A 26,517-nucleotide genomic window follows, 5' to 3' on the forward strand; every position below is an offset into this window, starting at 1 on the left:
GAATATAAGTGAATAAAAACAAGTAAGGAATTTCCATGTCTATCGATTTTTCTCCGGAAGCTCTGACTGACGACCTGGTCGCTGCCGGTCATATTATTCCTGTTGGTGTGCAGGGTATTTTTGGTCGTGGCCCGGTATTTGAAGATGTGCTGCGTCGCTTTGATGACTATGTCTCGCGCATCGCTGCGGATGATCATGCGACCCGGATGTCGTTCCCTCCTTGCCTGGATCGCAAAGTGCTGGAACGCAGCGAATATCTCGATTCGTTTCCGCAACTGGCCGGTACAATTTTCAGCTTCAGCGGCACAGAAGCCCAGCATAAAGAGTTGGTTGAAAATGTACATGAAGGTCGGCCCTGGACGCATCTGCAAACCATGACCGCAGTCTGCCTTACACCAGCAGCCTGTTATCCGGTCTATCCGAGTTTCAGCGGCACCCTGCCTGAGGAAGGCAAACTGGTCGATATGCAAAACTGGGTATTTCGCAATGAGCCATCGCCAGAACCAACCCGTATGCAATCTTTCCGAGTCCGCGAATTTGTACGCGTCGGCACCCCGGACATGGTGGTACCGTGGCGTGATCTGTGGTTGCAACGTGGGCTGACTATTTTGCAGTCGCTAGGCTTACCAGCGCGTGCAGAAGTTGCCTCTGATCCGTTTTTTGGACGTGGCGGCCGCATGCTGGCGGCGAACCAGCGTGAACAGCAGCTGAAATTCGAGGTAGTGGTTCCGGTGATTTCTGAACAAAAGCCGACTGCGGTCTGCTCCTTTAATTACCATCAGGATCACTTTGGTCAGCTGTTTGATATTCATACCGCGAATGGCGATGTGGCACATACCGCCTGTCTGGGTTTCGGACTGGAACGCATCGTGATGGCACTGTTCAAGACCCACGGCATGGACCCTGCTACCTGGCCACAAGCTACCCGCGATATTCTCTGGTCATGAGCGTCTGCGCCCTCACCAATATCGATGTCAACAGCTATGTCCCGCACGCGTTACATGGTGCGGACAGAGCCTGGGCAGAAACCAATTGCTATATTGATGTCTGGCTGGAAGTACTGCACACGCTGAAGCTGGAGCCACTCGCCTGCCTGCCTATGGTGTTTGCCAATGATTTTGACGGCGATCAGTGGACTTTTTATAAGCCAGCACATGATGATCTGTTTGCGCTGTACGGTGTGGATGTACAGGAACTGAACGTCTGGCGCGGCTTACTGGACAATGCACTGACGCAATTGCAACGTGGGCGTCTGGTGCTGACTGAAACGGACTCATTTTACCTGCCAGACACTGCAGGTACTGACTATCGCAGCAATCATGTCAAAACCACGATTGCGATACAGGAAATTGACCTTGAGCAGCAGCGTCTGGGTTACTTCCATAACAGCAGTTATCATCAGTTGCAGGGTGAAGATTTTATCGAGACGTTCCGCATTGGCAAACCCGCAGACCCTTGTTTCATGCCTTTGTTTGCGGAATTCGTGCGCCTTGATCACCTGCAACAACATCCTCCGGCAACGCTGGCGGCAATGTCACTGACATTGTTACGCAAATACATGTCCCGACGCCCGCAAAAAAATCCGGTCAGACAATTCCAACCCGTCTTTCTGGATGCCGTAGAGCATCTGAAACAGGAAGGACTTGCGGCCTACCATGCCTATGCCTTCGCCAACCTGCGACAGCTGGGCGCGGGTTACAGTCTGGGCGCCACGTATCTGCAATGGTTACAACAACATTCCGAACTTCGCACTGAACTTTGTTTAGACGCAGCGATCACAGAGTTCAATGCCATCTCTGATACCACCAAAACATTACTGCTCAAAACAGCCCGCGCTGTCATGGGTAAAAAAGCCGTTGATCTTGCGCCACTGACAGAACAACTGGCAGAACACTGGGATCAGGGGATGTCCCTGTTAACAACGACACTGCACCTCGATGCTGGCTGATACCAACAACCTTGTCCCGCCCTTCCGGCGCGCGCTTGATACCGCATGGCAGATGACACTGACTGCCGCAGATGCCGCAACGCAAGCATCTGCACTGACGACACTGCCGTTAACATGGCAAGCCGCAAGCGTGCCGGCAACCGTTGCTTCAGTACAGCGCGATGCTGGCACTTTTCAGTATGGTGCGCACCATCTGGATGATCTGGATGCCTGGTTCCGCTGTGAACTGGATATCCCAGAAGCGGCATACGCTTTGCACTTTGAAGGATTAGCAAGTCTGGCAGAAGTCTACTGGAATGATCGCTGCATCCTGCGCAGCGACAATATGTTTACAGAACACCGCCTGCTGGTGGCAGAACATGAATTACATGGTCACGGTGTACTGTGTGTGCGCTTTGCTTCTGTCAATCAGGCACTCAAACAACGCCGGCCACGACCTCGCTGGAAAACAAAATTAGTCGAACAACAGCAATTACGCTGGTTGCGTACCAGCCTGCTGGGTCGCATGCCGGGCTGGTCGCCACCGGTAGCGCCGGTCGGCCCCTATCGCCCTGTCTGGCTGGAAATGCACAGACCGCTGCGCGTTGAGCACCTCCGGCTGCAGGGACTGGCAGATGCCGATCTGCAATGCCGGATTGACTTGCACTGCCGCATTCACGTCCAGCCACATCAGCTACAAGAAAATACCGCGATCAGCAAGGTCATTTTGCATCTGGATGATCAGCAATATGTGTTGGATGGTGCAGAACAGCAACATGGATATTATGAATTGTGTTCATCGATTGCCATTCCCGATGCACAACTCTGGTGGCCGCATACGCACGGTGCACCGCGTCTGTATCGCGCCCGTCTGGAAATTCAATGTCAGGATCAGCAATATATTGAAGAACTGGGACACATAGGATTTCGGCATTTGCAACTGCATCAGCAGGAAGGCGATTTTCATCTGCATCTGAATGGCACGTCGGTCTTCTGTCGCGGCGCCTGCTGGACTCCGGCCGACTTTTTATCTCTGAATGCAGATCGCGCTACGGTGCGGCGCATGTTACAACTGGCACGCAATGCCGGAATGAATATGCTGCGGGTGGTCGGTACGATGGTGTACGAAACCCGTGACTTTTATCAGCTCTGCGATGAACTCGGGATCATGGTCTGGCAAGATATGATGTTCGCTAACATGGATTATCCGGTCAGCGACCCGGCATTTTCTGCCAGCATCACCGAAGAAGCTCGCCAGTTTTTATCCCGCACACAAGCACGTGCCTGCATTACCGTCATCTGCGGTAACAGCGAAATAGAACAACAGGCGGCGATGCTGGGGCAAGCTCCGGCGTTGTGGAGCAACATTTTTTTTCAAGAAACGCTGCCGCTGCTTTGCTCATCCATCCGGCCGGACGCTGTTTACTGGCCTTCCAGTCCTAGTGGCGGAGTGATGCCATTCCAGATTGATGCTGGTGTTGCCCATTATTTTGGGGTGGGCGCTTATCTGCGTCCGCCAGAAGATGCGCGACGTTGCGGCGTGCGCTTCACCTCAGAATGTCTGGGATTGTCCAACATGCCGGATGATGCGCTGATTGACCAGATGTTGGGCAATGGAGAAAGCCCCGGCCCTCATCCTGCCTGGAAACGCGGTGTTCCACGGGACAACGGCACTGGCTGGGATTTTGAAGATGTGCGCGATCATTACATGGCACAGCTATATCAGGTCGATCCTGTCCGCCTGCGCTATGCCGACCGCGAACGCTATCTGGCACTGGCGCGCACAACCAGCGGCGAAGTCATGTCTGCTGCGCTGAACGAATGGCGACGCACCGATTCCGGCTGCCATGGTGCACTGGTCTGGTTCTGGCGTGACTTATGGCCCGGTGCCGGTTGGGGCGTGATCGATGCCAATGGTCAACCTAAAGCCGCTTATTACTATCTGCGCCGCGCGATGTTGCCACTGACGGTGCTGATTACAGACGAAGGTCTGAACGGTCTGTTTGTACATATCGCCAACGATACGCCCATGCCGTTCGACGGTGAACTGGAATTATGCCTGCTGCGGCATGGCGATATCAGCGTAGCCAAGGCGCGCATCAGGGTAAATGTTGCTGCACACAGCACCCGCTTGTTCCGTGCCGACGCCCTGTTGCCACACTTTGCTGATACCAGCTATGCCTATCGTTTTGGCCCACAGGGACACCACGCCGCCATCGCTCATCTGTATCACGCCGATACGCCGCAGCCATTTGCCAGCGCGACTTTTTTCCCCAACAATCTGGCTTTGCCGCAAGAACGTGATCTGGGTCTGCAGGCGCAATTGACGAAATCAGACAGTGGAGATTACATCCTGAGCCTCAGAACAGAAAAGCTGGCACAATCGGTTTATGTGCAGATCAGTGATTTTCTGGTCGAAGATAATTATTTTCATCTTACCCCCGGCGTGGAAAAACAATTGGTGCTGTTGCCATTACATGCAGAGACAGACAAGATACCCAAGGGCACTGCGCAAGCGCTGAATGCGCAGAACAGTGTCAAAATTCAGCTTCTTCCTCACTGAACAACGTGGCCTCACAACAATTTCCAAGCAAAGATATTTTTTGCCCACCACAAGCATTCTGGTTCGGACACCAGGATGCGCCGGTGCTGGGCTGGTTTCATGCCGCCAAAGTGCGGGAAGCCGGAGGTACGCGGGAATGCGGTGTCGTTCTGTGTCCGCCGTTCGGGCATGAATACATGGTCTCGTATCTGTCCTATAAACATCTGGCAAATCAACTGGCACAAGCAGGCTTTGATGTCGTATTTTTTGATTACAACAATACCGGCGATGCCGCGGATGCCGTCACTCCGGATAATGATCGCATTGCCTTATGGCAGGAAAATATACAACAGGCCGCCGACCAATTACGGCATATCGCCGGTGTCAGCCACATTGCCCTGTTCGGACTGCGTCTGGGTGGATTGCTGGCAGGCAGCGTAGCGACAACAATCAACGCTTCTGCCCTGATGCTGATGGCACCGGTCATTTCAGGACGTGCGTATTCCCGCGAGATGCTGGTTCTGCGCAGTATGAGTCCGATTCAGCCCAATCCGGACGACCCTGCCCGCAGCGTTACGGACGATGAACTGACAGGTTATGAATTGTCAGCCGCCACCCGCAGCAGTCTGGGTAAGCTCGATTTACTCAAAATGCCTGCGCCGACCATCCCTGTGCTGGTCATGTCGCGTGACGATATATCAGGACAAGAAGCCAAGTTGGCAAATGCCTGGCATCAGGAAAATCCACCGCAACCGCCGACATTACATTTATCAGCGCAGCCAGGTTATGCCGCGATGATGACCGAGGATGCGCATGAGACAACCGTGCCAGTCTTGATATGGGAAGAATGCGTGCAATGGCTGGCGACCCATTTTCCTATCGCCGGAGCAAAGGCCGCCAGTGCGCCTGATACCAGTCGCTTGGCGGTCACCACAACTGTCAACAAACGGAGCGGTGTCTCGGAAGAATTAGTCAGCTTCCAAGGACTGGTTGGAGTTGTGAGTCAGCGTGTTGACGCTACACAGACTTCTGGTGCGCAGGTTGCCCACTTGCCAGCAGTGATCATGACCAATATCGGTGCCAATCATCGTGTCGGTAATCATCGTTTATACGTGACACTGGCCCGGACACTGGCGGCAGCCGGATTCCGGGTTTTACGCTATGACAAATCAGGCATCGGTTACAGCCAGACAACTCCGGCTGGTCTGGAACATGATGTCCACAACGAATGCGGCGTGGACGATATCCGTTCAGCCATGGATTTTTTACAAAACCGCTATGGCACATCCGGATTTGTACTGGCCGGATTATGTTCGGGTGCGTATCTTTCATATCTGAGTGCGATTGACGAGCCACAGGTAAGGGGCTTGGTATTGATGAATCAGCTGACCTATCGCTGGCATGAAGGCGATACGATCGAAGTACGCAAAAAAAATTCGATTAAATCCACCCATTTCTATCTGCAGGCAGCCACCGATTTAACCACCTGGAAACGCGTCATGACAGGACGCATCGAATTCCGGCAAATTGCCTCGCATCTGTCGCGCCGTGTGATCAAGCATACGCGTGCACGTTGGCAATCCGGCATGACCCGTCTGATGAAAAACTACCATTTACTGGGCAGGGTTGCGCGTCATTTCAGAGCAATGGAAGCACGGGGTACAGAATTACTGTTTATTTTTGATGCCCATGACAGCAGTATTGATCTGATGTCTGAGCAACTCGGGCATAAAGCCAGCCTGCTGGGCGCAAGCCAGCGCGTCAGAATTGAAGTACTGAATGGTACTGACCACACATTCACGCCTCGCTGGGCGCAACAGCATCTGGCCGATCTGATCAGCACGCATTTGCTGGAACGCTTTCAGACCACTGAGGAACAGAAAAATAAGGAAAATTAAGAGGCTTTTTGCAAACGCGGCAAAATGAACTTCCAGACCACGATCAGTTCGAATAGCTCAACCGCAATTAACGCCAGAATAGCACCTGCAGAACCCCAGCGCGGAATGCTGACCGAAGTGATCGTGATGACCAGCGCCAATGTCACGCTGCCAAGAATAAACATGGAACGGAAAGCACCTCCGCTGGAAAGCCAGGAAGTACCAACCCAGCGTGCCGCATTCACGGCAAAATAGCCCCCCCACAGCATTACCAGCGGATCCAGCCCGCTATATTTACTGCCGATCACGTAGTCTTCCAGCCACGGCAACGCCAGCAATAACACAATCACATAGGCCAGCACCACCAGTTCAATCACACCGATGGACAGCAAGGTCAGCTTGCGCAATCCCGCCCAGTTCTGAGCTGCCATCAGCCGACTGGCTTCTGGTCGAGCCACGCGCGACCAGGCAGCGACCGCCAGTGGAATCGGCATCAATAACAGGCGGGAGGCGTTCAGATCCGCAATGGCAGATAAGCCAAGCCAGGCACCGGACAAATACACATAACTGTAATTAGAGAGCCAGCCGACAATCACGCCCAGCACCGCCCAGCGGCCATGTCCACGGATCGTTTCCTGATGCGATGCCAGCACTTGCATGTCTTCGGCATCGTCAACATCGATCGCCGTTGTCCGGGCCATCAGGTGTTTCAGCGTCAATAATATGCAAAGCAGGGAAGAAAGCGCCAGTACGATAAAGACCGCAACCAGCTCCACCTGAAAAAAGGTATAGATAATTGCCAATCCACTGACCACCAGACCGGCATACAACACATCTTGTCGTAGTACGCTTGGAATATCTGACTGAATAAAGCCAACGGTGCGGCTGTACTCACGCAAACCATTGCCGATCAGATAGGCCGCAAAGACGGTTCCCAGCAACCAGCTCTTGTTGCTGTAATGCGTCACCGCCGGTAAAAACTCCACCGCAGCAAATGCCAGAAAAGCCATCGCCAGCGTCCAGAATATCTGTCGATACCAGTATCGCCGTAACAAACGCTTGCGGGTATTCTCATGTACTGCACTGGCAACCGTGGTCAGCGGCCCGGCAATCCAGGAATCCACCACCAGACCGACCAGCAAGCCGCCAGCGTACAATTGCCCATACAAACCATAGTCGTCTTTGTTGACGAGACGTATCAGCAAGGCGCCAATAGCAAAATTCAGCGCACTTAACATGCCCTGATCGATCACAGACAAAATGGACGACGATAAAAATTTTTTATGAAAACCCATGGGCTTGCTTTAACATTCCACTCATTCGAGCAGAACCTTACCATCAGGATCGACTGATGTACAAAGTGTTTCATTCTTTTACAATCGGTTTTCTTCTTTTTACCTCAGTCTATGAACAATTTCACCCATCACGAAGGGGCACTGGTGCTGTTCAGCGGCGGCCAGGATTCCACAACCTGCCTGGCATGGGCGCTGTCACGCTATCAACGCGTTGAAACCATTGGTTTTGATTACGGGCAGCGGCATGCAATTGAACTCAGTATGCGTCCGGACTTGCTGGCAGGCATGCGCACATTATCACCCCAATGGCAAGAACGTCTGGGGGAAGATCATATGATCGATCTGTCGCTGATTTCCCAGTTGTCGAGTACCGCCATGACGGAAGATATTGCCATCGAAATGCAGGAAAACGGATTGCCCAATACCTTTGTTCCGGGACGTAACCTGATGTTCATGACGGTAGCAGCCACCCTTGCCTATCGGCGTGGACTGACGGTATTGGTCGGCGGCATGTGTGAAACGGATTTTTCCGGTTATCCGGATTGTCGGGATGACACCATGAAAGCCTTGCAGGTGGCGCTCAATCTGGGCATGGCGACGCGGCTGAAGCTGGAAACGCCTCTGATGTGGATTAACAAAGCGCAAACCTGGTTGCTGGCAGAACAATTGGGCGGCTCCGCGCTGGTAGAGACTATCCGTGCCGACACGCATACCTGCTACCTGGGTGAACGAGGTCAATTGCACCCTTGGGGACATGGTTGTGGCAGCTGCCCGGCTTGCACGCTCAGAGCGCGTGGTTACGAGCAATATCGCAACGGCGAATTCAGCATCAATCCGGCGGCATGAAGCTGTGGTGGCATGAAGCTGCGAGCGGCAGGACAACCCATACAGCGACATCTCTCCATGTGCTACATGAAATAGCGAAAACGCTGATGTTGCAGCTTTGCCGCGTGTAAGCGCACAGTTAGCTTGATCGTCTACAATGAAGCGATTCTTTTACAACGTCTGACAACATTATGCTGATTGCCTTTCTGACCGACCTCCATGCCAATCGGGAAGCCGTTTCCGCTTGTCTGGCGCATGCTGAACAGCAACAAGTCACTCAATATGCGTTTCTCGGTGACCTGGTCGGCTACGGTGCAGATCCGGCATGGGTGATGACCACCGTTATGGAGTATGTCCGTCGTGGTGCATGGGTATTACTCGGCAACCATGATGCGGGCGTATTACAGGAAGACCGGCAGGGAATGAATCCCGTTGCCCGGCAGGTCGTCGAGTGGACACGCTCGCAGCTCAGTCTGGAACAGCTGGATTTTTTACGTGCCTTGCCTTATCGGGTGGAGTGGAAAGATCTGCTGCTGGTACATGCCAATGCCTGGGCACCGGAGAAATGGGAGTACATCGACGGCGTCATGGAAGCAATGCGCAGCATGCATGCGACCAAGGCCGCCATTACGTTTTGCGGCCATGTGCATATGCCAACGCTGTACCACATGACGCTGACGGGTAAAACAGGCGAATTCCTGCCAACGCCGGAGAACAGCATTCCGTTAAGTAAACAGCGACGCTGGCTGGTCATTCCCGGCTCTGTAGGCCAGCCACGTGATGGCAATCCGGCGGCCTGTTATGCCACGTTTGATACAGAAACACAGGAACTGACGTATTTCCGGGTTCCTTACGATACCGAGACTGCTGCGCAAAAAATCCGTCTGGCAGGCTTACCTGCCAGCCTGGCTGATCGTCTGATCACAGGAAATTAAAATGCAATCCAGCAAGCAACACAAACTTCAGGCTGGAATGGAATTCGATGGCTACCGGCTCGAAGAAAAATTACACACCGGTGGCATGGCGGCATTGTGGCGAGTAACAGATTTGCGTGAACGTCACCTTGGCAAACAAGGAATGGAAACCGCGGTACCGCCACTGATCATGAAAGTACCGCTGCTGTTTTCGACCGATGATCCAACTGCGATCGTGGCATTTGAAGTTGAGCAAATGATCATGCCTAAGCTCAAAGGCCAGCATGTACCACGTTACTTCGGCTCAGGTGATTTTGATGAGCAGCCATACATTGTCATGGAGCAAATCGCTGGTGAATCCTTACGCAGCAGATTTGAACAAGCCCCTTTACCGGTTGATGAAGTAGTCAGCGTTGGTATTCGGGTAGCAAATGCGTTGCAGGATTTGCATAAACAGCATGTGATTCATCTCGATATCAAACCCAGTAACATCATGTTTCGCGCTGATGGTGTGGCGGTACTGATTGATTTCGGCCTGTCACGACATGACCGCCTGCCGGATTTACTGGATGAAGAATTCCGTTTGCCCATGGGCACGGGGCCATATATTTCACCGGAACAAGTTCTGGGTGTCCGCAATGAACCCCGCAGCGATTTATTTTCTCTTGGCGTACTACTTTACCATCTGGCAACGGGGGAGCGGCCTTTTGGCCATCCGACCTCAGTATCGGGCCTGAAAAAACGTCTGTACCGCGACCCGATTCCACCACGCAGCCATCTGGCGACAATTCCCGCCTGGTTGCAGGAAATCATCCTGCGCTGCCTGGAGGTCGATCCGGCAGCCCGCTTTGATACCGCTGCCCAACTGGCGTTTCTGCTGCAACATCCTGATCAGTTAAAACTGACGGCACGCGCCGAAAAAACGGCGCAGGATGGCTATCTGTCTGTGTTGAAACGTCGGCTGCAAGCGGCAGGATCAGAACCGGTTTTGCAACACAGCGTTTCAGAACAATTATCGAAAGCACCGATTATCGTCGCCGCACTGGATCTGGCCAATAGCACAGAAGCATTGTCAGAAAGCTTGCGCAACATCACGCGCCGCATGTTGCAAACCGAGCCGGGTGCGCGGCTGGCTTGCCTGACGATACGCAAAACCAGTCGCATCGGCATGGATGAAAGTCTGATACAACAAGGTGAAAACATCCATGTCAAACAACTCGTCGATCTGAAACACTGGGCACGCCCGCTGAATCTCAGTCCCGATAAAATCACGTTTCATGTCATTGAAGCGACCGACCCTGCCAATGCGATAGTTGATTATGCCCATAACAATGGCGTCGATCACATCATCATCGGTTCACGCGGAAGTTCAGGTATCCGGCGCTATCTTGGCAGTGTCTCAGCACAGGTGGTTGCAGAGGCGGAATGTACTGTTACCGTAGTCAAATCCCAGGCGAAATAAAATCAGCGAAGCATCTGCTGGCAAACCCGGCAGACCGGGAAAATATTGCATATAAAAAAACATCATGCCCGCATAACGCCAACATGATGTTTTTCAATCACTATCCAGGAAATCATCGCCGGAAAAACAGAAGCCAATTCCACTAATCCGCCCATCCGCTCATGCGGCGAACGCAGGATTACAGGATTACTTGGTACGGACAATCAGGCCGCTGTTAGCATCTTCTTTGTACGCATAATTGACACGCCCTTTGCGCACTTCTCCCATGAAGATCATATTCTGGACAATCGCCTCATGATCAGTTTTGGAAAACGGTTTTTTGTAGCGGGTGATGACGGTCGATGTGGCATCGTATTTCATGTCTTCCAGCGCCAGCCGGATTTGCTCAGGGTCTGTCGAATTCGCCTGCATGATGGCCAGACTTAAAATACGCAGCGCATCATATGTCTGCGCAGCAGCAACAGCCGATGGAATACTTTTTACATTGTTATAACGCACATAAGACGCAGAAAAACTGCTGCTGCGATTACTGGATTCATTTTCAATAAAAGTAACCGGCATTCTGGCACCTTCAGCATTCGCTCCTGCCAATTCTGCAAAACTGTGTTGCGACAAAGTCCATGAGCCTGTCAGCGGAACATTCCATTTAATCTTGTTGATGCCATTGGCAACCATCGCCGCTTCCGAACTCAGGCAATACAAGGCAACGATTTGTGCTCCCGCCTGCCTCGCACGGGTCAATTGTGCCGTCATGTCCTGATCGCCAATTTTAAAGCTCTCTACCAGCACCGGACTTATTTTACGTTTTTGCAATTCTGCCATCATATTATCCTTACCAAACTGTCCGTAAGGCGTATCGTCGTGCAGGATAGCAATCTGCGTCAGCTTGCGCTTATCAATCGCATCCTTGAGTATTGCGGCCGGTTGCAGACTGTCACTGGCAGAAACGCGGAAAATATAACTGACGGGCACCGCTGGCGGCATGTATTGTTTGGTGATGTTGGCACCAGTGGCGACGCTGATAATCAGCGGAATTTTGGCATCCTGAAACACTTTGGCAGCTGGAATGGCAACACCGGTGTTGGCAAATCCGACCACTGCCACGACTTTTTCTTTTTCGATAAGTTCTTTTGCCATAGCAACGCCGACTTCGGGCTTGGCCAGATCATCACGTTCCACCAACTCAATTTTACGTCCCAGTATCCCGCCAATCTGATTAATATCCTGCAAAAAGACTCTGGCACCACCACGCAGACTTTCGCCCATATCGGTAGAGGATTTCCCGGTAAATGGGCCTATCACGCCAATACGAATCGTGGCATCTTCTGCCTGAGCCAATACAGAACAACTCAGCAGCAAAGTCACCAGCAGCGAGGATAAGCGCATTTTTTTCTCCGTAAAGTTATATTTTGCAAATACCATAATCGCAACGATGCATTCCGTCAATCACAAACATTTCACCTTTATTGAAGCAAAGATGAGCACGAAGATGACGATTGAAATAAGCACTGAGTGACCAGAGACATCGTCACTGCAAACCATGCTATTGCTATCGCACAGCGGAAATGGCACAGTCATCTTATTTCATCCGAATGACTTCACCATGACGCTGACATCCGCCTTGCAGCAGGCAGCCGAACTGATTACCCAGGCAGATGCTCTGATCATCACGGCGGGTGCGGGTATGGGCGTGGATTCAGGCCTGCCGGATTTTCGTGGTTCAGAAGGGTTCTGGAATGCCTACCCTGCACTCGGTCGCCGGAATCTGGTGTTTCATGAGATTGCCAATCCTGCCGCGTTCCGGCGAGACCTGCGTTTAGCATGGGGGTTTTATGGTCACCGCCTGCAACTGTACCGCAACACGATGCCACATAAAGGTTTTGGAGTGCTTAAAAAATGGGCCGAAAAAATGCCTCATGGTTATCAGGTATTTACCAGCAATGTGGATGGCCAGTTTCAGGCGGCGGGATATGATGAGCAACGTATTCATGAGTGCCACGGCTCTATCCATCATCTGCAATGCCTGCTCCCCTGCCGCAATGCGATCTGGTCTGCGCAAGACTTTCTACCTGAGATTGACACACAGCAGTGCCAGTTACTCAATGCAGCACCAACATGTCCACACTGTGGTGGCATTGCCCGGCCCAATATTTTGATGTTTGGTGACGCCGAATGGCTGGAACAACGCCAGCAGCAACAGCAAGCGAGACAAGCCTCCTGGTTAGCAACCGTCAGCAGACCGCTGGTGATAGAACTGGGCGCAGGCACCGCCATTCCCACGGTGCGACATTTCAGCCATCGTCTGCTACATGAACATCATGGACGTTTGATACGTATCAATCTGCGCGAACCACAGGTTCCGACATCACTCGATGTCGGGCTGGCAGTGGGTGCACTTGATGCACTCACTGCCTTAGATGCTTTGCTTTAGGCTGGCAAACATCAAACAATCCGGCGCCCCTGCTTCCAGACACCCAACACCACCGGAATACCATGCACCTCACGTACCCGGATAAAGTCTGCCCGCAATCCCTCAGCAATCTGCCCCCTGTCTGACAAACCCGCATAGCGCGCCGGTTGCAGGCTGACGGTCGCAATCGCCTTGGGCAAAGAGTACCCATCCTGTTGCAGTAAGAACGCTGCATGTAACAAACTGGCCGGCACATAATCTGACGAGAGAATGTCGAGCAGATCATGCTGTGCCAGTTCAGAAGCCGAGACGTTACCAGAATGCGATCCGCCACGAACACGGTTTGGCGCGCCCATCACAATCGCCAGTCCGTGTTCACGTGCGGTTCTGGCGGCTAACAATGTCGTCGGAAATTCAGAAATGGTCACGCCTTCCGCAACGCCTTCGTATACGTGCTCTGCCGTTGTATCATCATGGCTGGCCAAAGGCACTGACCTTTGCTGCCGACATAGATGAATAAGCTTACGGCGATTCAGCGCCACATGCTGATGCTGACGTTCCACCAGCAGATCCAGCATCTTATCGACCTTCTCATGACTCCAGCCACGCTTACCTGTGACATAAGTACGGTAATGGGCAATATCTGACCATTGCCTTTGCCCCGGCGTATGATCCATCAGCGATACCAGCTTCAACTGCTCATCTTGCAGGAATGGCGTAAATAAATTGATCAGATCTGGCTGTGCCAGTTCAAGCCGCAAATGCAGGAAGTGATCGGCCCGTAAAATACCAGCGGCGGCGGCCTCTTTAAGACCATGCACACATTGCACCAGCATCTGGGTACGTAAACTATCGGGGTCAATATCACCAATCGCAATCGCATCCAGCACACTGGTGATGCCGGATGCCGCAATTTGTGCGTCATGCGCAATCACTGCGGGCAATACCGGCCATTGCACTTTCGGTCGCGGCATCAGGTGTTTTTCCAGATTATCGGTATGAATTTCCACCATTCCCGGTAACAGATAATCACCTTCCCAGTCATCTCCCTCCACGCCATCAGTATCTGGCAATATTCCTTGTATCAATCCCTGGCTGACAGACAACGTCCCGGAAATAACATCAGTAGCAGTCACGATGCGGGCATTACGGATAGAAAAATCAGTATGAGTAGTCGGATTCATCGACATGAAAGCGGATAATATGGAAGACCATCACATTAGCATGAATAGTCCAGCGTCAGTGCAGCATCCGTAATAAGCTGGACAACGACCAGAGCAGATAAATACAAACGTATTTCGCACTAAATCTTGTTCGGAAATAAGATTCACATTGCGTTTTTTATATTGAGAATTGGCTGTTAAAGTTTCAAGGTAAATAATTTTTTTGCTGCGTTTCAACTACTTTCCCGGGAAAAATAATGCGCAATGTGATTCTGAGTCTATCCTCCGCTTTTTGTCTGCTGACACCGGTACTGGCTACTGCAGATACCATCGGAAAAATCCGTAGCAGTCAGACAATCGTCATTGGCATACGGGAGACACCACCGTTTTCCTACACCGACGACAAAAAGCAGGCACTGGGGTATTCCGTAGACTTGTGTCTGAAAGTCGTTGATGCACTGAAAAAAGAACTGAAACTGCCAAATCTGAAGGTGCAGTTTTACCCGGTTGATTCCGCCACCCGCTTTTCTGCACTGGTCGAAGACAAAATTGATCTGGAGTGCGGCAGTACCACGAACAATGCCGAACGTCGTAAAAAATATGGCTTTACCATCCCGCATTTCTTTTCCAGCGTTCGTGCCTTAGTGCGTACGGAAAGTGGCATTAAGAATTGGAATCAGTTGCGCAACCGGACTGTCGTCACCACCAAGAGTACGACAACCGTTAAATTGCTGACCGAGCGCAACGACACGAATTCCCTCAATATCAAACTGGTCGAAGGCAACAGTGATCAGGAGTCGTTCAAAATGGTAGAAGATAAAAAAGCCGATGTCTTCCCTATGGATGACGTGCTGTTGTACGGCTTACGCGCTGATTCAAAAAATCCGGCCGCTTTTTCGATTGTGGGCGATGCCTTGTCGATAGAACCGTATTCGATCATGTTGCGCAAAGACGATCCGGCTTTCAAAAAAATCGTCGATAATGAAATGCTGCGCTTGATCCACGAGGGAGAGATTTATAAAATCTATGACCGCTGGTTTATGCGCCCGATTCCCCCAAAAGGAATCAACATGAATATGTCGATGGGATTTTTATTACGCGATTCTTTACGCTTCCCTACCGATCAGGTTGGCGACTGATGGCAGGACATCGTCAGATGCCTATCTTCGTTACGTGATCAGCTCAGATGAACAAGTAAAACACATTGATGCGTTGATAGATCGATCAATAAGTCGATAGATCAACGTCTCCATGCCCGGAGATGAAGCAGGTGACCCCAATCCCCCACGCCAACACAATTCGCCCGGCACACGAGAAACACTCTGCCCCCTTAATACCCTCCGTACACCGCTACGCCCTGTATTTTTCGCCGGAAACAACCAGTCGTTGGTGGCAGGCGGGAAATCAGTGGCTGGGCAGAGATCCCTCCTCCTCTGTCGTGCAGGATTTGATACAACCAACCATATCCGGGGTGACAGCCGAGAATCAAAGAATACTGACTGCGAGTGCGCGCCGTTATGGTTTTCATGCCACGCTGAAGGCGCCATTCCGTCTGCGGGATGGTGAAGATTTTGCAGCACTGGATCAAGTGCTGAGCACATTTTGTCAGCAACAGACAGCCCAGATCGTCCAATTACCAACAGTGCAGTGGATGGGCGATTTTCTGGCATTGCGTCCGGAGAGTGATTCCCACGACATGATGAGCTTTGCGCAAGCGTGTGTCGCCAGCTGCGATCACCTGCGTGCACCGCTCAGCCAGACAGAACAGGAGCGCCGTCGTCCGGATCGGTTGAGTGTCCGGCAACGAGAATTACTCGCTCGCTGGGGTTATCCGTTCACAGAAGAGGCCTTTCGCTTTCATATGACACTCAGCGATAAAGTGACGCATCAAACCGATGCTGATCTGCTCTATGAAGCTGCGGTAAGGCATTTCGATATCCGCGAAGACCTGTGCATCGCCAGCGTATCTCTGTTTTATGAACCAACAGCAGGCGCCGACTTTCAACTCTTACAACGTTACCCTCTAGCTGCATCAACAATCTCTGCTTCAGCATGTCACAACTCTGGCAGGACGGACTGATGGTCGACTTGCTGCTTCCGGCATTCCCACCACATATTGTCCTGATTCCCGGATTCATGTGCGATGCCAACCTCTGGCAGGCACTGTTACCGGCATTGCGCCCATACGCTGAAATCCATTACGGCAATCTGAATCAGGGCGACAGCATCGATCAGATGGCAGAACACATCATCGCCAGGTTGCCCGGACCCAGCCTGATCATCGGCTTTTCTCTCGGTGGCTATGTTGCAAGGCGCATCGCTTTCACTGCACCAGAATTCGTGGCCGGGCTGGCATTGCTTAACACGTCTGCGCGCGCCAGCACACCGGAAGAACTGCTCAGGAATCAACAACAAATCCGCATGGTGCAACATTACCCTTATAAAGGTCAGACCAGAAGCGCACTGCGCCGTGCTCTCGATCCAGATCATCAGGATAACGAGGTCTTACTGGCCCAATTGCAAGCGATGTCATTGACACTGGGCAAAGATATTTTTTTGCGCCAGCTGGCATTACACCGTGCAGATGGACATGCCGAACTGGCGCATATCCATTGCCCGGCAATCATGGTGGCGAATAGAAAAGACCAGATGCGTCAACCCGATGAAGCAGAAAAGCTGGCTGCAGGATTATCGCGTGGCGAACTGCGCATCATCGAACAAGGTGGACATATGTCGCCATTGGAACAACCGGCAGAGCTGGCGGCGATACTGTTTGCGTGGATGCAAAAATACTGGACCATGCCAATCGCGACGACATCAACGCATCGGTAAATAAAAAAGCAGCCTTGCTGCTGGCTGCTTTTTTATTTCATTCATTTCACTCATTTCATTCAGGTTGTTTCTGGTTTGTTTTAGCTCACCTGTGAAACATAGATGGGCTGAATACAAACTGAATACAAACTGAATACAGGATGTTTGCAGGGTCTTTGCGACTGCCAGCAACATCCTGCCACAACAAACATTACCAAGCGTACGCTGCCTTGGCGTAGTAATAGCGACCATTAAAGCCATAAGGCGAGAAAGTGCTGTACGGCAAAGTACCACCGGTATTCAGATTGCCGGCAGATGTCACCTGATCAGGGTATTTATCACCAACATTATCAATCCCAGCGCTCAGTGTCCATTTTCCGAGGCGATAGCTACCCGATACATCGACCACCACATTGGCGCCGTATGTCTGATCCAGAGCCACACTGTTTTGTGGGGAAATGAAACTACCGTACCGTGTTGCCAGACTATGGAAAGTCCAATTGCCACGGAGATAGTCGAGTGCCAGACTGAACTTGTCTTTCGGTGATGTCAGTGTAGCGCGGTTGATGGTCTGGCGATCAATCAACGTCAGGCCATTTTGGGACAAAATAGCTGGATTGGCTGCAATACCGCTGACGCTGGTATTGTTATGGTTGTAGCCGACGGTGAGTCCTAATTTGTCGGAACCGGACAATGCCCACTGATAAGTACCTACGACATCAACACCACGGGTCTGGCTATCCAGCGCATTCGTAAAATAGCGCGCAGCACCGACCAGCACGCCCTGCTTTGCCAGCACACTTTGCAAAGTCGCTGGCAATACCAGATTGCCGGAATACAAAATACGGTGATCAACATCAATCTGGTAAGCATCAATACTCAACGTCGCATTGCTGACCGGTTGCAAAACCGCACCTATGCTGTAGTTACGTGATTTTTCTGCTTCCAGTGGCTTGGCGCCTAACGCTTTTGCAGCCGCTGTCGCGACACCAAACGTGCCGGTATCCACCAGTTGTGAACTACTATTGATCGTAATCAGATTCGTGGTGGAAATCGTGTAATTTTGTTGTGCCAGTGACGGTGCACGGAAACCATTAGAAGCAGCCGCACGCAAAGCAAATGCCTTGGTGAACTCATAACGTCCGGATAATTTGCCAGAGGTAGTGCTGCCAAAGTCGCTGTAATTTTCGTGACGGATGGCAAGCGACGCGCTCAACTGCTTCGTCAGCTCAGCTTCTGCATTGGCATATACCGCAGCGCTGTGACGGTTAAAACTACCTGCATTGGACGGCTGGAAACCAGCAAAACCCTGAGCACCACTGCCCAGATAAGAATTTGGCTCACCGGCGCCAATTTCATACTGGTCACGGCGATACTCCGCACCGACAGCGAAAGTGACGGGCGTGCCGGACAATTCAAATTCTTTGGCGGCATCAAAATTAAGCAAGGTTTGTGTATTTTGCAGTTTGCCAGCATAAAAACGAGTAGGACTGGCGGCGCCCAGAGTCAGATTGGCGGTGTTCGTCACATCCAGACTAAACTCACTGGAACCGTAATTCAGGCTGGCATCCCAGCGCCAGCCGTCAGTGCGTCCACGCACACCACCCACGGCGGCGACATCGGTGCTGACCGATGCTTCATTCGGTAAAAAACCATTCGGATACAGTGTGGAACGCAAGGTCGTACCTGTCGAGTACGCGGTGCGCCAGGTTGCTGGAACATCGCTGTTACGACGGCTGTAATGAGTAAATCCATATAATTCCAGTCCGTTATCGAGCGGCAGCGCTGCATTGAGTCCGACACTGGTTTGCTGTGTTTTAGGATCACCCTGTACCTGCGTTACCTTGCCATACAAGGGTTCGGCAGGATTGCGGAAATCGGCTCCGGCACGATTCGTTTCGTTCTGATTGCGCTGTTCAGCGGTAATCCGTAACCAGCCTTTCTCGCCCAGCGCAGTACCAATGTTCGCACTCAGGTTCGCCTGTGTTCCGTCGCCCTTGCTGTACTGACCACCACCAACCTGTATCTCTCCACCACTGGCACCTTTTTTGAGAATGATATTGATGACGCCAGCGATTGCATCGGAACCATATTGAGCGGCAGCACCATCGCGCAACACTTCTACATGGTCAATTTCCGCCAGCGGAATTGTATTCAGATCAGCAGGCGATGATCCGCGTCCAACGGAACCGCTGACGTTCACCACCGCCGTCGTATGCCAGCGCTTACCATTCACTAATACCAATGTCTGATCAGGAGACAAGCCTCGTAATTGCGCGGGACGTGCCGCCGATGTTGCATCCGTTACTGCTGGTCGTGGAAAATTCAGCGATGGTAATAAGCGACTCAATGCCGTGGCCAGCTCCGCAGAACCGGTAGACTGCAAGTCCTTGGCAGTCAGAATATCCACCGGCGCTTCAGAATCAGAGATGGTGCGCTTCAATGAGCGCGTGCCCGTCACAATCACTTGATTTGCCTGTTCTGTTGCAACAATGCCGGTTTGCTGTGCATATGCAGGAATCTGGCTGGACAAAGCTGCGCATGCCGCAGCAATCAGGAGCGATGCTCGCTGACGAGGGAAAGGAATCAGTTGCGTCGTAGGAAAACTCATCATCAATTTTTCTTTCTGCTGAGAAGCAAATTCACCAGTGCACACGCGCTGTACGCGCCAGAATGACGGTGGATGAAATAACATGAATTGATCATACGATGCAGTCACATATTACTCAAACGAAGGTTTTATAATTTCTACATGCCATTTATGTATATAAAACCTGTTATTTGACGCAAAAAAGTTTGGTTTCACCTATGAAAATGGGCTTTTATTTCAAAAAAATCTTATTGGTTATTTCTAACAATCCAGACAGAATATGACTGTCTCCTTTTTAAAACATCAAATAAGATTAGGTGATTCTGGTTTCTGCGCGTATATTGTGTCCTGTACTTGCATCAAGTCCTTATATTGTTGGTCCCAATTCCGCATAGCTTTCTCCTCTGGCTGTTCTGTTTGTTCTCCTCCGGTTTTATTTCTTGGTTTCAAGTGCCTTCAGGCAATGTTGCCTATCTATTTTTCAAAGGAAAAAACATGAGTACTCAAACAGGTATCGTCAAATGGTTCAATGATGCAAAAGGTTTCGGCTTTATCGCTCCAGACGCAGGTGGCGCGGACTTGTTCGCTCACTTTCAGGACATCCAATCCAGCGGCTTTAAAAGCCTGAGCGAAAATCAGCGCGTTTCTTTCGAACGCACTGCTGGTCCTAAAGGCGATAAAGCAAGCAATATCCAGATTCTCTCCTAAGTGAATCCGTGGTGAAAACAGCCAATCAACATCATGCTTAACTGCTCCAGTGTTTGACTGCTTCACCACCAGAAACTCTTTTTTGCTGTTCTTTTTCATATTCTTTGTCATTCGTCACAAAGACACCTGACAGATAGTCAGGGTTGAGTCCGAAACAAGACATGAATAAGTTCAGCGACTGCTTCTTATGTCAGCAATATGCTGATGCGCAGATCAATTCTCACCGGCCAGCGGCACTACGCAGATAGCGTGGGTAACTGGGAAATGGCGTAGTTGATCAGTGATCGTCATGGTCACCGCAGAGTCAATATGAAGATTGACTCAAACGCGCCTCTGTTCTCACCGACCTGTATGCATGCCACCGGTGGCATGTGGGAAAATGGTGTAGCAGATTTAAGAAGACTCACATTCGTATTACCCTTTGTCTGCGCAAACAATCGCTTGCAATGACAGAACGAGGCAACTCTCCCGCTGTAGAAACACTATGCAGATAGCATGGGTGACTATAAGGAAAAGCCAGTGGCACCTTACAGATAGTAGGGGTTGCTGACGAGTTACCGACATGAATGGAATGCCCGCCTTTGCGCGGGCTTTTTGCGTTTACAACACTACTTACTGCACTCATGTACTGTCCGACTTACTGCTCTGCTGACAATGTGCCACTGAGTGCCCTGCCTGCGACAACACTGCCCTCCGCTACTGATCAGCACACACCGTCAAGTCCGCAAGATTTGTCAAATGAGGCCGTGTTATTGTTGCATCTTCTTCATCAGACAACGCCAGCCGCACATGGAATCCAGATCGACCAGAATCAGTTACGAACGTCGCCTCATGCGAGTGACCAGCTATCTGCACGAGCATCTGGATGATGCTCTCGATCTTGATAAGCTGGCAGAAATTGCCTGCATGTCGCCCTATCACTGGCACCGGATATATCAGGGCATTCATGGTGAAAGCGTGGTTGCCACCGTCAAACGCCTCCGGCTACAACGTGCGGCGACTTTGTTGTCCCGCACCACGACTGCGGTAGACGAGATCGCCGCGCTGTCTGGCTATCCGAATGTACAGTCATTTACCCGGATTTTTTCGTCTGTGTATGGCATGCCGCCTGCGCGTTATCGCAAAGAAGGCAGCCACACACAATTCCCTGTACCCCCTCAGACCAGGAGTCATCTCATGTTTCATGTCGATATCAAGACCGTTGCAAGTATTCCCCTGCTATGTATAGAGCATACCGGTTCTTACATGGGTATCAGCAAAGCCTTTGACCTATTGAACGGTATCGCCGCATCGCGTCAGTTGTTCAATGAACATACGCGCTGGATAGGTATTTTCTTTGACGATCCCTGCGCCGTCGAAGAATCTGCGCTACGTTCGCGCGCATGTATCAGCATCCCTGAACATCAGCAGTATCAGGAGCAGCAAACACCAGATGCCCCATTAGTATCGATGCAGATTGAGGGTGGTCGTTACGCAGTACTGCGCTATCGGGGTCCGTACTCGGATATGCAACCAGTGTATCAATGGTTTTATGGCACCTGGCTACCGGCATCTGGTCATGAGGCAGCAGATGCGCCTCCGTTTGAAGACTATCTGAATAATCCACGGGAGACGCCACCGGCAGATTTATTGACAGACATCTATATGCGTCTGCGATAGACGTTGGTTCGCTGAATATGTCTGACCTACGTGTATAGCCAACGCTGAATTGTGCCGCAAAGCACGTAGGTCAGACTGAATGACATCTATCTCTTATCGTCTGTCACCAGAACGTAAGTCGCTATCATTAGCTTATCAGGTATAACAATATTAATTATCGTCAGGTAAGCGACAACTTCAGTAGTAACTTAAGCAAGCACTGCCAACAATCCACAATGAAAGTGGCAGCAACACGGCAACAATCCTGATCGTTATTTCGATTCTGATTTTGGTACTGGTGGCGTTTTTGGTGCTGCCGCTCGGTTGTCTGTAGCGGAATCCGGGCGATTACCTGACTGAACATCTTTAATCCTGACGACTTTACCTTTGACCTTGCAAGGATTGTCAGACCAGATTACACGGCCGTCCAGCTCGCATTTAAACACGGACACTTGTGCTGTTGCCATAATAGGAAGCAACAACATCGCCAAACCGGCGGAACAGAGTATTTTTTTCATCAGCAATCGCAATATCGTAGAACGGAGAGAAGATTCATCCGGCATCGGCAAATGGCGCAGGCATCACCTACCAACAGAAAATTCCAATCAATTTTTATCAAAAAGATATTGCCATTATCGCATTACAGCTCCATTACTGACGATCAATTTTCTCTCTTTGAGGCACCATCAACACTTCTTCACTGAGTGCCGGAAATGTGTACCGCATTACGCTAGACACACTCCGGCGCTGGGTTGGGCAAATAACCCGCCAATAATCAAACAGTCAGACAATCATTAGGTCACAATTCCATAACCCTCAGGCCAGATTCATGCGCTTTGCCTCCGCCAACAATTCGGCCCGGAAATCGGGATGCGCGATCGCAATCATTTCCTGCACGCGTTGTCTGGCAGATTTGCCTCGCAATTGCGCCACACCAAATTCCGTGACCACGTAATTGATATCATTTTTACCCGTCGTGACATGCGTTCCCGGTGACAGTGTCGGAACGATACGCGTGATACTGTCTTCTTTTGCCGTAGATGGCAGCACGATGAAGGCTTTTCCATCTTTCGAGCGATTGGCTGCGCGTACAAAATCCACTTGACCACCCGTGCCGGAATACGGCAAATGTCCCAGGCTTTCTGAGCCGCACTGACCCAGCAAATCAATTTGTAACGTGGCGTTGATCGCAATCAGTTTGTCGTTTTTGGCCGCCAGATACGGATCATTGGTAAAGTCAACCGGATGAATTTCCAATGCTGGATTGCGATGCATAAACTGGTACAGTTTTTTAGATCCGAGTGCAAACGTCGCTACCATTTTGCCGGGCATATAGGTTTTTTTGCGATTAGTCACCGCACCACTCTCTACCAGCGTCAAGATACCGTCGCCGATCATTTCGGTATGAATACCCAGATCGTGCTTACTGGTTAACTGCATTACTACTGCATCCGGAATCCCACCATAACCGATTTGCAAGGTCGAACCATCGTCAATCATGTCTGCCACATACTTGCCGATAGCTTCCTGTACAGGGCCAATTTTTGGCAAACCCACTTCAGTCACAGCATCGTCGTTCTCGACCAGTGCCGCCACCTGAGAAATATGCACATGGCAATTGCCATTGGCAAATGGTACATTCGGGTTCACTTCGAGCACCACTGCGCGCGCCTTGGCAATCGCTGCCATGGTGTAATCAGCCGCCAGACTCAAGGAAAAATAGCCGTATTCATCCATCGGTGACGCCATGGCAAATACAACATCTGATGGAATCAGGCCGCGCTCAATCAGCGACGGCATTTCGGAAAAATAGCTGGGAATAAAATCTATCCAGCCCGTCTGCCCGCCCGAACGTGATGCGGCGCCAAAAAAGAATGCCACATGGCGGACATGTTCCACCGTTTCCGGATCAAAATAACCATATTTCCGGACTGCCAGAATCTGCGCGACCTTGACATCATGAAAACGTCGTCTTTGCTCCGATAAAGCCGTCAATAAAGTCGGAGGCTCACCCACGCCGGTAGGAACGATAATGAAATCCCCATCCTGCACTTGAGCCAGGGCATCAGCGGCGGAGCAACGTTTTTGACGATACAGTTCTTGAACAGACATGATAAGCAATAATCCCGGTAAGGTTGACCACCCCAGACCCGGCGCACAGCAAATTCTGCGCACCTGGCATAGCAGGCAGTGACAGCAATCAACGCAATGAATCAACCAATACCGTGCTGCAGAAAATACAGTTCATCAGGATCATTCAACGATCCCGCCATATGATCCAGCCAGCATCACAGATTGGTACTGATCAGCGATTTCAGATCGTTACTATATGCTAAGTCCCTGTCATGAAAATTACAGTCAGTCTGATGACATTTCTATTCTTTTTTGTTCTACAACAAAAAAAGAGCACAGAAACTTTCGTTTCTATGCTCTTTCATGTGATGCGCCTTGCGCGCAATACGCCTAGCCCGCGTAAGTCAAAGTATCAACACTGGTGGTGTAGCTGCTGCTGGTTACCGTGCTGACATAGACATAATCGGCTTTTGCCAGCGTTGGTGTCAGGGTGATCAGCATATAGCCACGACGATACGTGTCGATATACGAAATATCGTCCACCAGCGCCTTGACTGTACCTGCCAGCGTTGCCGGTGGTACCACTTCCGGTGGAAATACGCCTTCAAACCCAGAAGAAGTGACCGACATCCCGGCAAATTCTGCTCCCACCTGTGTACCATCAGCCAGTGTCAGTTTATTGAACCAGGCGTTGTGGCTGTCGCCAGATAAAACGAGGAATTTTTTACCGGCAGTTTTGAGCTTTGCAGCAGATGCAAATACGGTGTCGCGAGCATTGGGATAACCTTCCCAGTTATCAAAGGTATAGGAGATTTTTGGATTTTTTGTCACATCCAGCAAATCTTTCTGCGCCTGTGTCTGGGACGCTACCGGCGTCGCTTTGGCTGTTAAATAAGCCGTAACGGATGCTGTGCTCAGGTTGGTCGATAACACCGATGCAGGCAATTGCACACGTCCCATGACCGTCTGATTTCCCAGAACCTGCCACGTAGCTTTGGAGGCTGTCATCTGCGTGTCCAGCCATGCCTGTTGCGTCAGCCCCATCAATTGCTTGTTCTTGTTGAACGCATACGGCAAGAATTGCGGATTCGCGACATCGCGCCCCTGCGCATCCACCATACGATCCGGTGCCTGTTCCCGACCGATGATGCGGGTATCCAGCATATGCAAAGACAGCAGATTACCAAAGTCAAACGAGCGGTAAATTTTCAACAGATTACTGGTATCCGGTGTGCGTATCGGCATCCACTCATGGTAGACCTGACTTGCGGCGGCCTTACGTGCGCTCCAGGCACCTTGCGTTGCAGGATTGTGATTTTCTGCACCATCCATCCAAGCATTATTGGCAAACTCATGATCGTCCCAGATCGCAATCATCGGCATACGCGCATGCAACGCCTTCAGGTAAGGATCAGCCTTGTGCAAGGCGTGGCGCGCACGATAATCGGCGACTGTCACTGTCTCGCTTGCCGGGGCAGAAACACGTCCCGCAACTTGTGAGGCAACTGGTGGATATACGCCATCCTTATATTCATAAATATAGTCACCCAGATGTAAAGCAAACTGCGCACCGGAAGATACTGCGGCATCGTAAGCATTGAAATAACCCGCAGGATAATCACTGCAAGAAAAGACGGCCAGCTTCACTTCTGCCACGTTACCGACTGGCAAAGTGCGGGTACGGCCAACAGGAGAAATACTGTTGTTCGGTGCAACGAAACGATAAAAATATTCCGTATTTGCGGCCAGCCCGGTCACATCGACTTTGGCTGTAAAACTCGCGTCTTTGGTCGCATTGACTTTACCGGAAAATAAAACCGCAGCAAAACTGGCATCTGCTGCCATCTGCCATGTCAGTTCAACCGTATCGTCCGTTGATACCTTGGCATGTGTCCACAGGATCACGCGGTCAGCCAGAGGGTCGCCACTGGCTACGCCGTAATTAAAGGCAGCCTGTTCGCCATTGAGTATGCTGGTAGAGCCCGAACCACCGCAGGCAGTCAGTACACCACCAGACGCCAGCACCGCAGCAACCGAGGACATCTTGATGACGAAGCCACGGCGACCCGTGTTTGTCGGCAAATGTGTCGGCAGTTCTGTCACTGGCATATTGTCTTTCCCGTTCATCCTGATCTCCCCGATAAAACCGACGATTCTATGGAGTTGGTATGTCAGGCCTGTGACAAAAATACAAAATCGCATCTTCTCAATCCTGAGAAAAGCTTCTATTTTTTATCAAAACAAACGTGGTATGGCGAAACTTTATGCGCCATGATAGGTCT

Annotated in this window: 21 protein-coding genes; 13 read left to right on the forward strand and 8 right to left on the reverse strand. The window is 51.0% G+C overall.

Annotated features, from left to right (window positions below; genetic code table 11):
• Nucleotides 1-35 precede the first annotated feature (35 nt).
• From ACO0LB_RS13720 to ACO0LB_RS13735, 4 genes are read left to right on the forward strand one after another with little or no spacing between them, the layout of a single operon-like run.
• Nucleotides 36-947, forward strand: a complete 912-nt coding sequence (locus ACO0LB_RS13720; RefSeq protein ID WP_423049941.1) for an amino acid--[acyl-carrier-protein] ligase — start codon at nucleotides 36-38, stop codon at nucleotides 945-947.
• On the forward strand, nucleotides 944-1,948 hold the full coding sequence (locus ACO0LB_RS13725; RefSeq protein ID WP_423049943.1) for a DUF1839 family protein: 1,005 nt from the start codon (nucleotides 944-946) through the stop codon (nucleotides 1,946-1,948). The genes ACO0LB_RS13720 and ACO0LB_RS13725 overlap by 4 nt, the downstream gene beginning before the upstream one ends.
• Nucleotides 1,938-4,490, forward strand: coding sequence for a glycoside hydrolase family 2 protein (locus ACO0LB_RS13730; RefSeq protein ID WP_423049945.1), 2,553 nt, complete (start codon nucleotides 1,938-1,940; stop codon nucleotides 4,488-4,490). Before ACO0LB_RS13725 ends, ACO0LB_RS13730 begins: the two co-directional genes overlap by 11 nt.
• Nucleotides 4,491-4,495: 5 nt before the next feature.
• Nucleotides 4,496-6,367 (forward strand): alpha/beta fold hydrolase, encoded by a 1,872-nt coding sequence (locus ACO0LB_RS13735; protein WP_423049947.1) that lies wholly within the window; start codon nucleotides 4,496-4,498, stop codon nucleotides 6,365-6,367.
• On the opposite strand, the gene ACO0LB_RS13740 is transcribed toward ACO0LB_RS13735, so the two are convergent.
• Nucleotides 6,364-7,641 (reverse strand): lipopolysaccharide biosynthesis protein, encoded by a 1,278-nt coding sequence (locus tag ACO0LB_RS13740; protein WP_423049949.1) that lies wholly within the window; start codon nucleotides 7,639-7,641, stop codon nucleotides 6,364-6,366. The genes ACO0LB_RS13735 and ACO0LB_RS13740 overlap by 4 nt on opposite strands.
• A 111-nt stretch (nucleotides 7,642-7,752) precedes the next feature.
• On the opposite strand from ACO0LB_RS13740, the gene queC reads away from it, so the two are divergent.
• From queC to ACO0LB_RS13755, 3 genes are all read left to right on the forward strand, one after another.
• Entirely contained in the window at nucleotides 7,753-8,487 is a 735-nt protein-coding gene (gene queC, locus ACO0LB_RS13745) for a 7-cyano-7-deazaguanine synthase QueC (protein WP_423049951.1), read from the forward strand.
• Between the two features lie 170 nt (nucleotides 8,488-8,657).
• Nucleotides 8,658-9,401, forward strand: a complete 744-nt coding sequence (locus ACO0LB_RS13750) for a metallophosphoesterase family protein (protein WP_423049953.1) — start codon at nucleotides 8,658-8,660, stop codon at nucleotides 9,399-9,401.
• A 1-nt stretch (nucleotide 9,402) separates the two neighbouring features.
• Nucleotides 9,403-10,842, forward strand: coding sequence for a protein kinase domain-containing protein (locus ACO0LB_RS13755; RefSeq protein WP_423049955.1), 1,440 nt, complete (start codon nucleotides 9,403-9,405; stop codon nucleotides 10,840-10,842).
• Between the two features lie 186 nt (nucleotides 10,843-11,028).
• Here the strand turns inward: ACO0LB_RS13755 and ACO0LB_RS13760 are convergent, their stop codons facing one another.
• The gene (locus ACO0LB_RS13760) at nucleotides 11,029-12,228 is read right to left on the reverse strand and encodes an ABC transporter substrate-binding protein (RefSeq protein ID WP_423049957.1); all 1,200 of its coding nucleotides are present in this window, start codon (nucleotides 12,226-12,228) and stop codon (nucleotides 11,029-11,031) included.
• A 217-nt stretch (nucleotides 12,229-12,445) separates the two neighbouring features.
• On the opposite strand from ACO0LB_RS13760, the gene ACO0LB_RS13765 reads away from it, so the two are divergent.
• Nucleotides 12,446-13,273, forward strand: a complete 828-nt coding sequence (locus ACO0LB_RS13765; protein WP_423049959.1) for an SIR2 family NAD-dependent protein deacylase — start codon at nucleotides 12,446-12,448, stop codon at nucleotides 13,271-13,273.
• Between the two features lie 11 nt (nucleotides 13,274-13,284).
• On the opposite strand, the gene ACO0LB_RS13770 is transcribed toward ACO0LB_RS13765, so the two are convergent.
• Nucleotides 13,285-14,436: an alpha-D-ribose 1-methylphosphonate 5-triphosphate diphosphatase gene (locus ACO0LB_RS13770; RefSeq protein WP_423049961.1), complete on the reverse strand. Its 1,152-nt coding sequence runs from the start codon at nucleotides 14,434-14,436 to the stop codon at nucleotides 13,285-13,287.
• Between the two features lie 236 nt (nucleotides 14,437-14,672).
• Here ACO0LB_RS13770 and ACO0LB_RS13775 point away from each other — a divergent pair, with 236 nt between their 5' ends.
• The 3 genes from ACO0LB_RS13775 to ACO0LB_RS13785 all read left to right on the forward strand — a co-directional run bounded on the left by ACO0LB_RS13775 (nucleotide 14,673) and on the right by ACO0LB_RS13785 (nucleotide 17,247).
• Nucleotides 14,673-15,554 carry an amino acid ABC transporter substrate-binding protein gene (locus ACO0LB_RS13775; RefSeq protein ID WP_423049963.1) on the forward strand — a complete coding sequence of 294 codons (882 nt, stop codon included), beginning with the start codon at nucleotides 14,673-14,675 and terminating at the stop codon, nucleotides 15,552-15,554.
• 131 nt (nucleotides 15,555-15,685) lie between these two features.
• Entirely contained in the window at nucleotides 15,686-16,495 is an 810-nt protein-coding gene (locus ACO0LB_RS13780) for a DUF1045 domain-containing protein (protein WP_423049965.1), read from the forward strand.
• Complete coding sequence (locus ACO0LB_RS13785; RefSeq protein ID WP_423049967.1) at nucleotides 16,468-17,247, forward strand: alpha/beta fold hydrolase; 780 nt, start codon at nucleotides 16,468-16,470, stop codon at nucleotides 17,245-17,247. Before ACO0LB_RS13780 ends, ACO0LB_RS13785 begins: the two co-directional genes overlap by 28 nt.
• A 190-nt stretch (nucleotides 17,248-17,437) precedes the next feature.
• Here the strand turns inward: ACO0LB_RS13785 and ACO0LB_RS13790 are convergent, their stop codons facing one another.
• Complete coding sequence (locus ACO0LB_RS13790) at nucleotides 17,438-19,921, reverse strand: TonB-dependent receptor plug domain-containing protein (RefSeq protein ID WP_423049969.1); 2,484 nt, start codon at nucleotides 19,919-19,921, stop codon at nucleotides 17,438-17,440.
• A 390-nt stretch (nucleotides 19,922-20,311) separates the two neighbouring features.
• On the opposite strand from ACO0LB_RS13790, the gene ACO0LB_RS13795 reads away from it, so the two are divergent.
• A complete protein-coding gene (locus ACO0LB_RS13795; protein ID WP_110256361.1) occupies nucleotides 20,312-20,524 on the forward strand; it encodes a cold-shock protein in 213 nt (70 codons plus the stop codon).
• A gap of 37 nt (nucleotides 20,525-20,561) precedes the next feature.
• Here ACO0LB_RS13795 and ACO0LB_RS13800 read toward each other — a convergent pair whose 3' ends face one another.
• Nucleotides 20,562-20,687 carry a hypothetical protein gene (locus ACO0LB_RS13800; protein ID WP_423049972.1) on the reverse strand — a complete coding sequence of 42 codons (126 nt, stop codon included), beginning with the start codon at nucleotides 20,685-20,687 and terminating at the stop codon, nucleotides 20,562-20,564.
• A gap of 626 nt (nucleotides 20,688-21,313) precedes the next feature.
• Here ACO0LB_RS13800 and ACO0LB_RS13805 point away from each other — a divergent pair.
• Nucleotides 21,314-22,183: an AraC family transcriptional regulator gene (locus ACO0LB_RS13805; protein WP_423049974.1), complete on the forward strand. Its 870-nt coding sequence runs from the start codon at nucleotides 21,314-21,316 to the stop codon at nucleotides 22,181-22,183.
• Nucleotides 22,184-22,434: 251 nt separating this feature from the next.
• Here ACO0LB_RS13805 and ACO0LB_RS13810 read toward each other — a convergent pair whose 3' ends face one another.
• From ACO0LB_RS13810 to ACO0LB_RS13820, 3 genes are all read right to left on the reverse strand, one after another.
• Nucleotides 22,435-22,680 (reverse strand): hypothetical protein, encoded by a 246-nt coding sequence (locus tag ACO0LB_RS13810; protein WP_423049976.1) that lies wholly within the window; start codon nucleotides 22,678-22,680, stop codon nucleotides 22,435-22,437.
• 298 nt (nucleotides 22,681-22,978) lie between these two features.
• Entirely contained in the window at nucleotides 22,979-24,274 is a 1,296-nt protein-coding gene (locus ACO0LB_RS13815) for an acetyl-CoA hydrolase/transferase family protein (protein WP_423049978.1), read from the reverse strand.
• A gap of 351 nt (nucleotides 24,275-24,625) precedes the next feature.
• Nucleotides 24,626-26,362: an alkaline phosphatase D family protein gene (locus ACO0LB_RS13820; RefSeq protein WP_423049980.1), complete on the reverse strand. Its 1,737-nt coding sequence runs from the start codon at nucleotides 26,360-26,362 to the stop codon at nucleotides 24,626-24,628.
• Nucleotides 26,363-26,517: the final 155 nt, after the last annotated feature.

It is taken from the genome of Undibacterium sp. SXout7W (assembly GCF_049339385.1).
GTDB lineage: Bacteria > Pseudomonadota > Gammaproteobacteria > Burkholderiales > Burkholderiaceae_D > Undibacterium.

Bases quoted from the DNA above. Each gene is read 5' to 3' on its own strand.
- ACO0LB_RS13750 (WP_423049953.1), top strand. From the start codon at position 8,658: ATGCTGATTGCCTTTCTGACCGACCTCCATGCCAATCGGGAAGCCGTT.
- ACO0LB_RS13770 (WP_423049961.1), bottom strand. From the start codon at position 14,436: ATGAATCCGACTACTCATACTGATTTTTCTATCCGTAATGCCCGCATC.
- ACO0LB_RS13720 (WP_423049941.1), top strand. From the start codon at position 36: ATGTCTATCGATTTTTCTCCGGAAGCTCTGACTGACGACCTGGTCGCT.
- queC (WP_423049951.1), top strand. From the start codon at position 7,753: ATGAACAATTTCACCCATCACGAAGGGGCACTGGTGCTGTTCAGCGGC.
- ACO0LB_RS13730 (WP_423049945.1), top strand. From the start codon at position 1,938: ATGCTGGCTGATACCAACAACCTTGTCCCGCCCTTCCGGCGCGCGCTT.
- ACO0LB_RS13805 (WP_423049974.1), top strand. From the start codon at position 21,314: ATGGAATCCAGATCGACCAGAATCAGTTACGAACGTCGCCTCATGCGA.
- ACO0LB_RS13765 (WP_423049959.1), top strand. From the start codon at position 12,446: ATGACGCTGACATCCGCCTTGCAGCAGGCAGCCGAACTGATTACCCAG.
- ACO0LB_RS13775 (WP_423049963.1), top strand. From the start codon at position 14,673: ATGCGCAATGTGATTCTGAGTCTATCCTCCGCTTTTTGTCTGCTGACA.
- ACO0LB_RS13815 (WP_423049978.1), bottom strand. From the start codon at position 24,274: ATGTCTGTTCAAGAACTGTATCGTCAAAAACGTTGCTCCGCCGCTGAT.
- ACO0LB_RS13790 (WP_423049969.1), bottom strand. From the start codon at position 19,921: ATGTTATTTCATCCACCGTCATTCTGGCGCGTACAGCGCGTGTGCACT.
- ACO0LB_RS13760 (WP_423049957.1), bottom strand. From the start codon at position 12,228: ATGCGCTTATCCTCGCTGCTGGTGACTTTGCTGCTGAGTTGTTCTGTA.
- ACO0LB_RS13810 (WP_423049976.1), bottom strand. From the start codon at position 22,680: ATGAAAAAAATACTCTGTTCCGCCGGTTTGGCGATGTTGTTGCTTCCT.
- ACO0LB_RS13740 (WP_423049949.1), bottom strand. From the start codon at position 7,641: ATGGGTTTTCATAAAAAATTTTTATCGTCGTCCATTTTGTCTGTGATC.
- ACO0LB_RS13725 (WP_423049943.1), top strand. From the start codon at position 944: ATGAGCGTCTGCGCCCTCACCAATATCGATGTCAACAGCTATGTCCCG.
- ACO0LB_RS13755 (WP_423049955.1), top strand. From the start codon at position 9,403: ATGCAATCCAGCAAGCAACACAAACTTCAGGCTGGAATGGAATTCGAT.
- ACO0LB_RS13795 (WP_110256361.1), top strand. From the start codon at position 20,312: ATGAGTACTCAAACAGGTATCGTCAAATGGTTCAATGATGCAAAAGGT.
- ACO0LB_RS13800 (WP_423049972.1), bottom strand. From the start codon at position 20,687: ATGTCTTGTTTCGGACTCAACCCTGACTATCTGTCAGGTGTCTTTGTG.
- ACO0LB_RS13785 (WP_423049967.1), top strand. From the start codon at position 16,468: ATGTCACAACTCTGGCAGGACGGACTGATGGTCGACTTGCTGCTTCCG.
- ACO0LB_RS13820 (WP_423049980.1), bottom strand. From the start codon at position 26,362: ATGAACGGGAAAGACAATATGCCAGTGACAGAACTGCCGACACATTTG.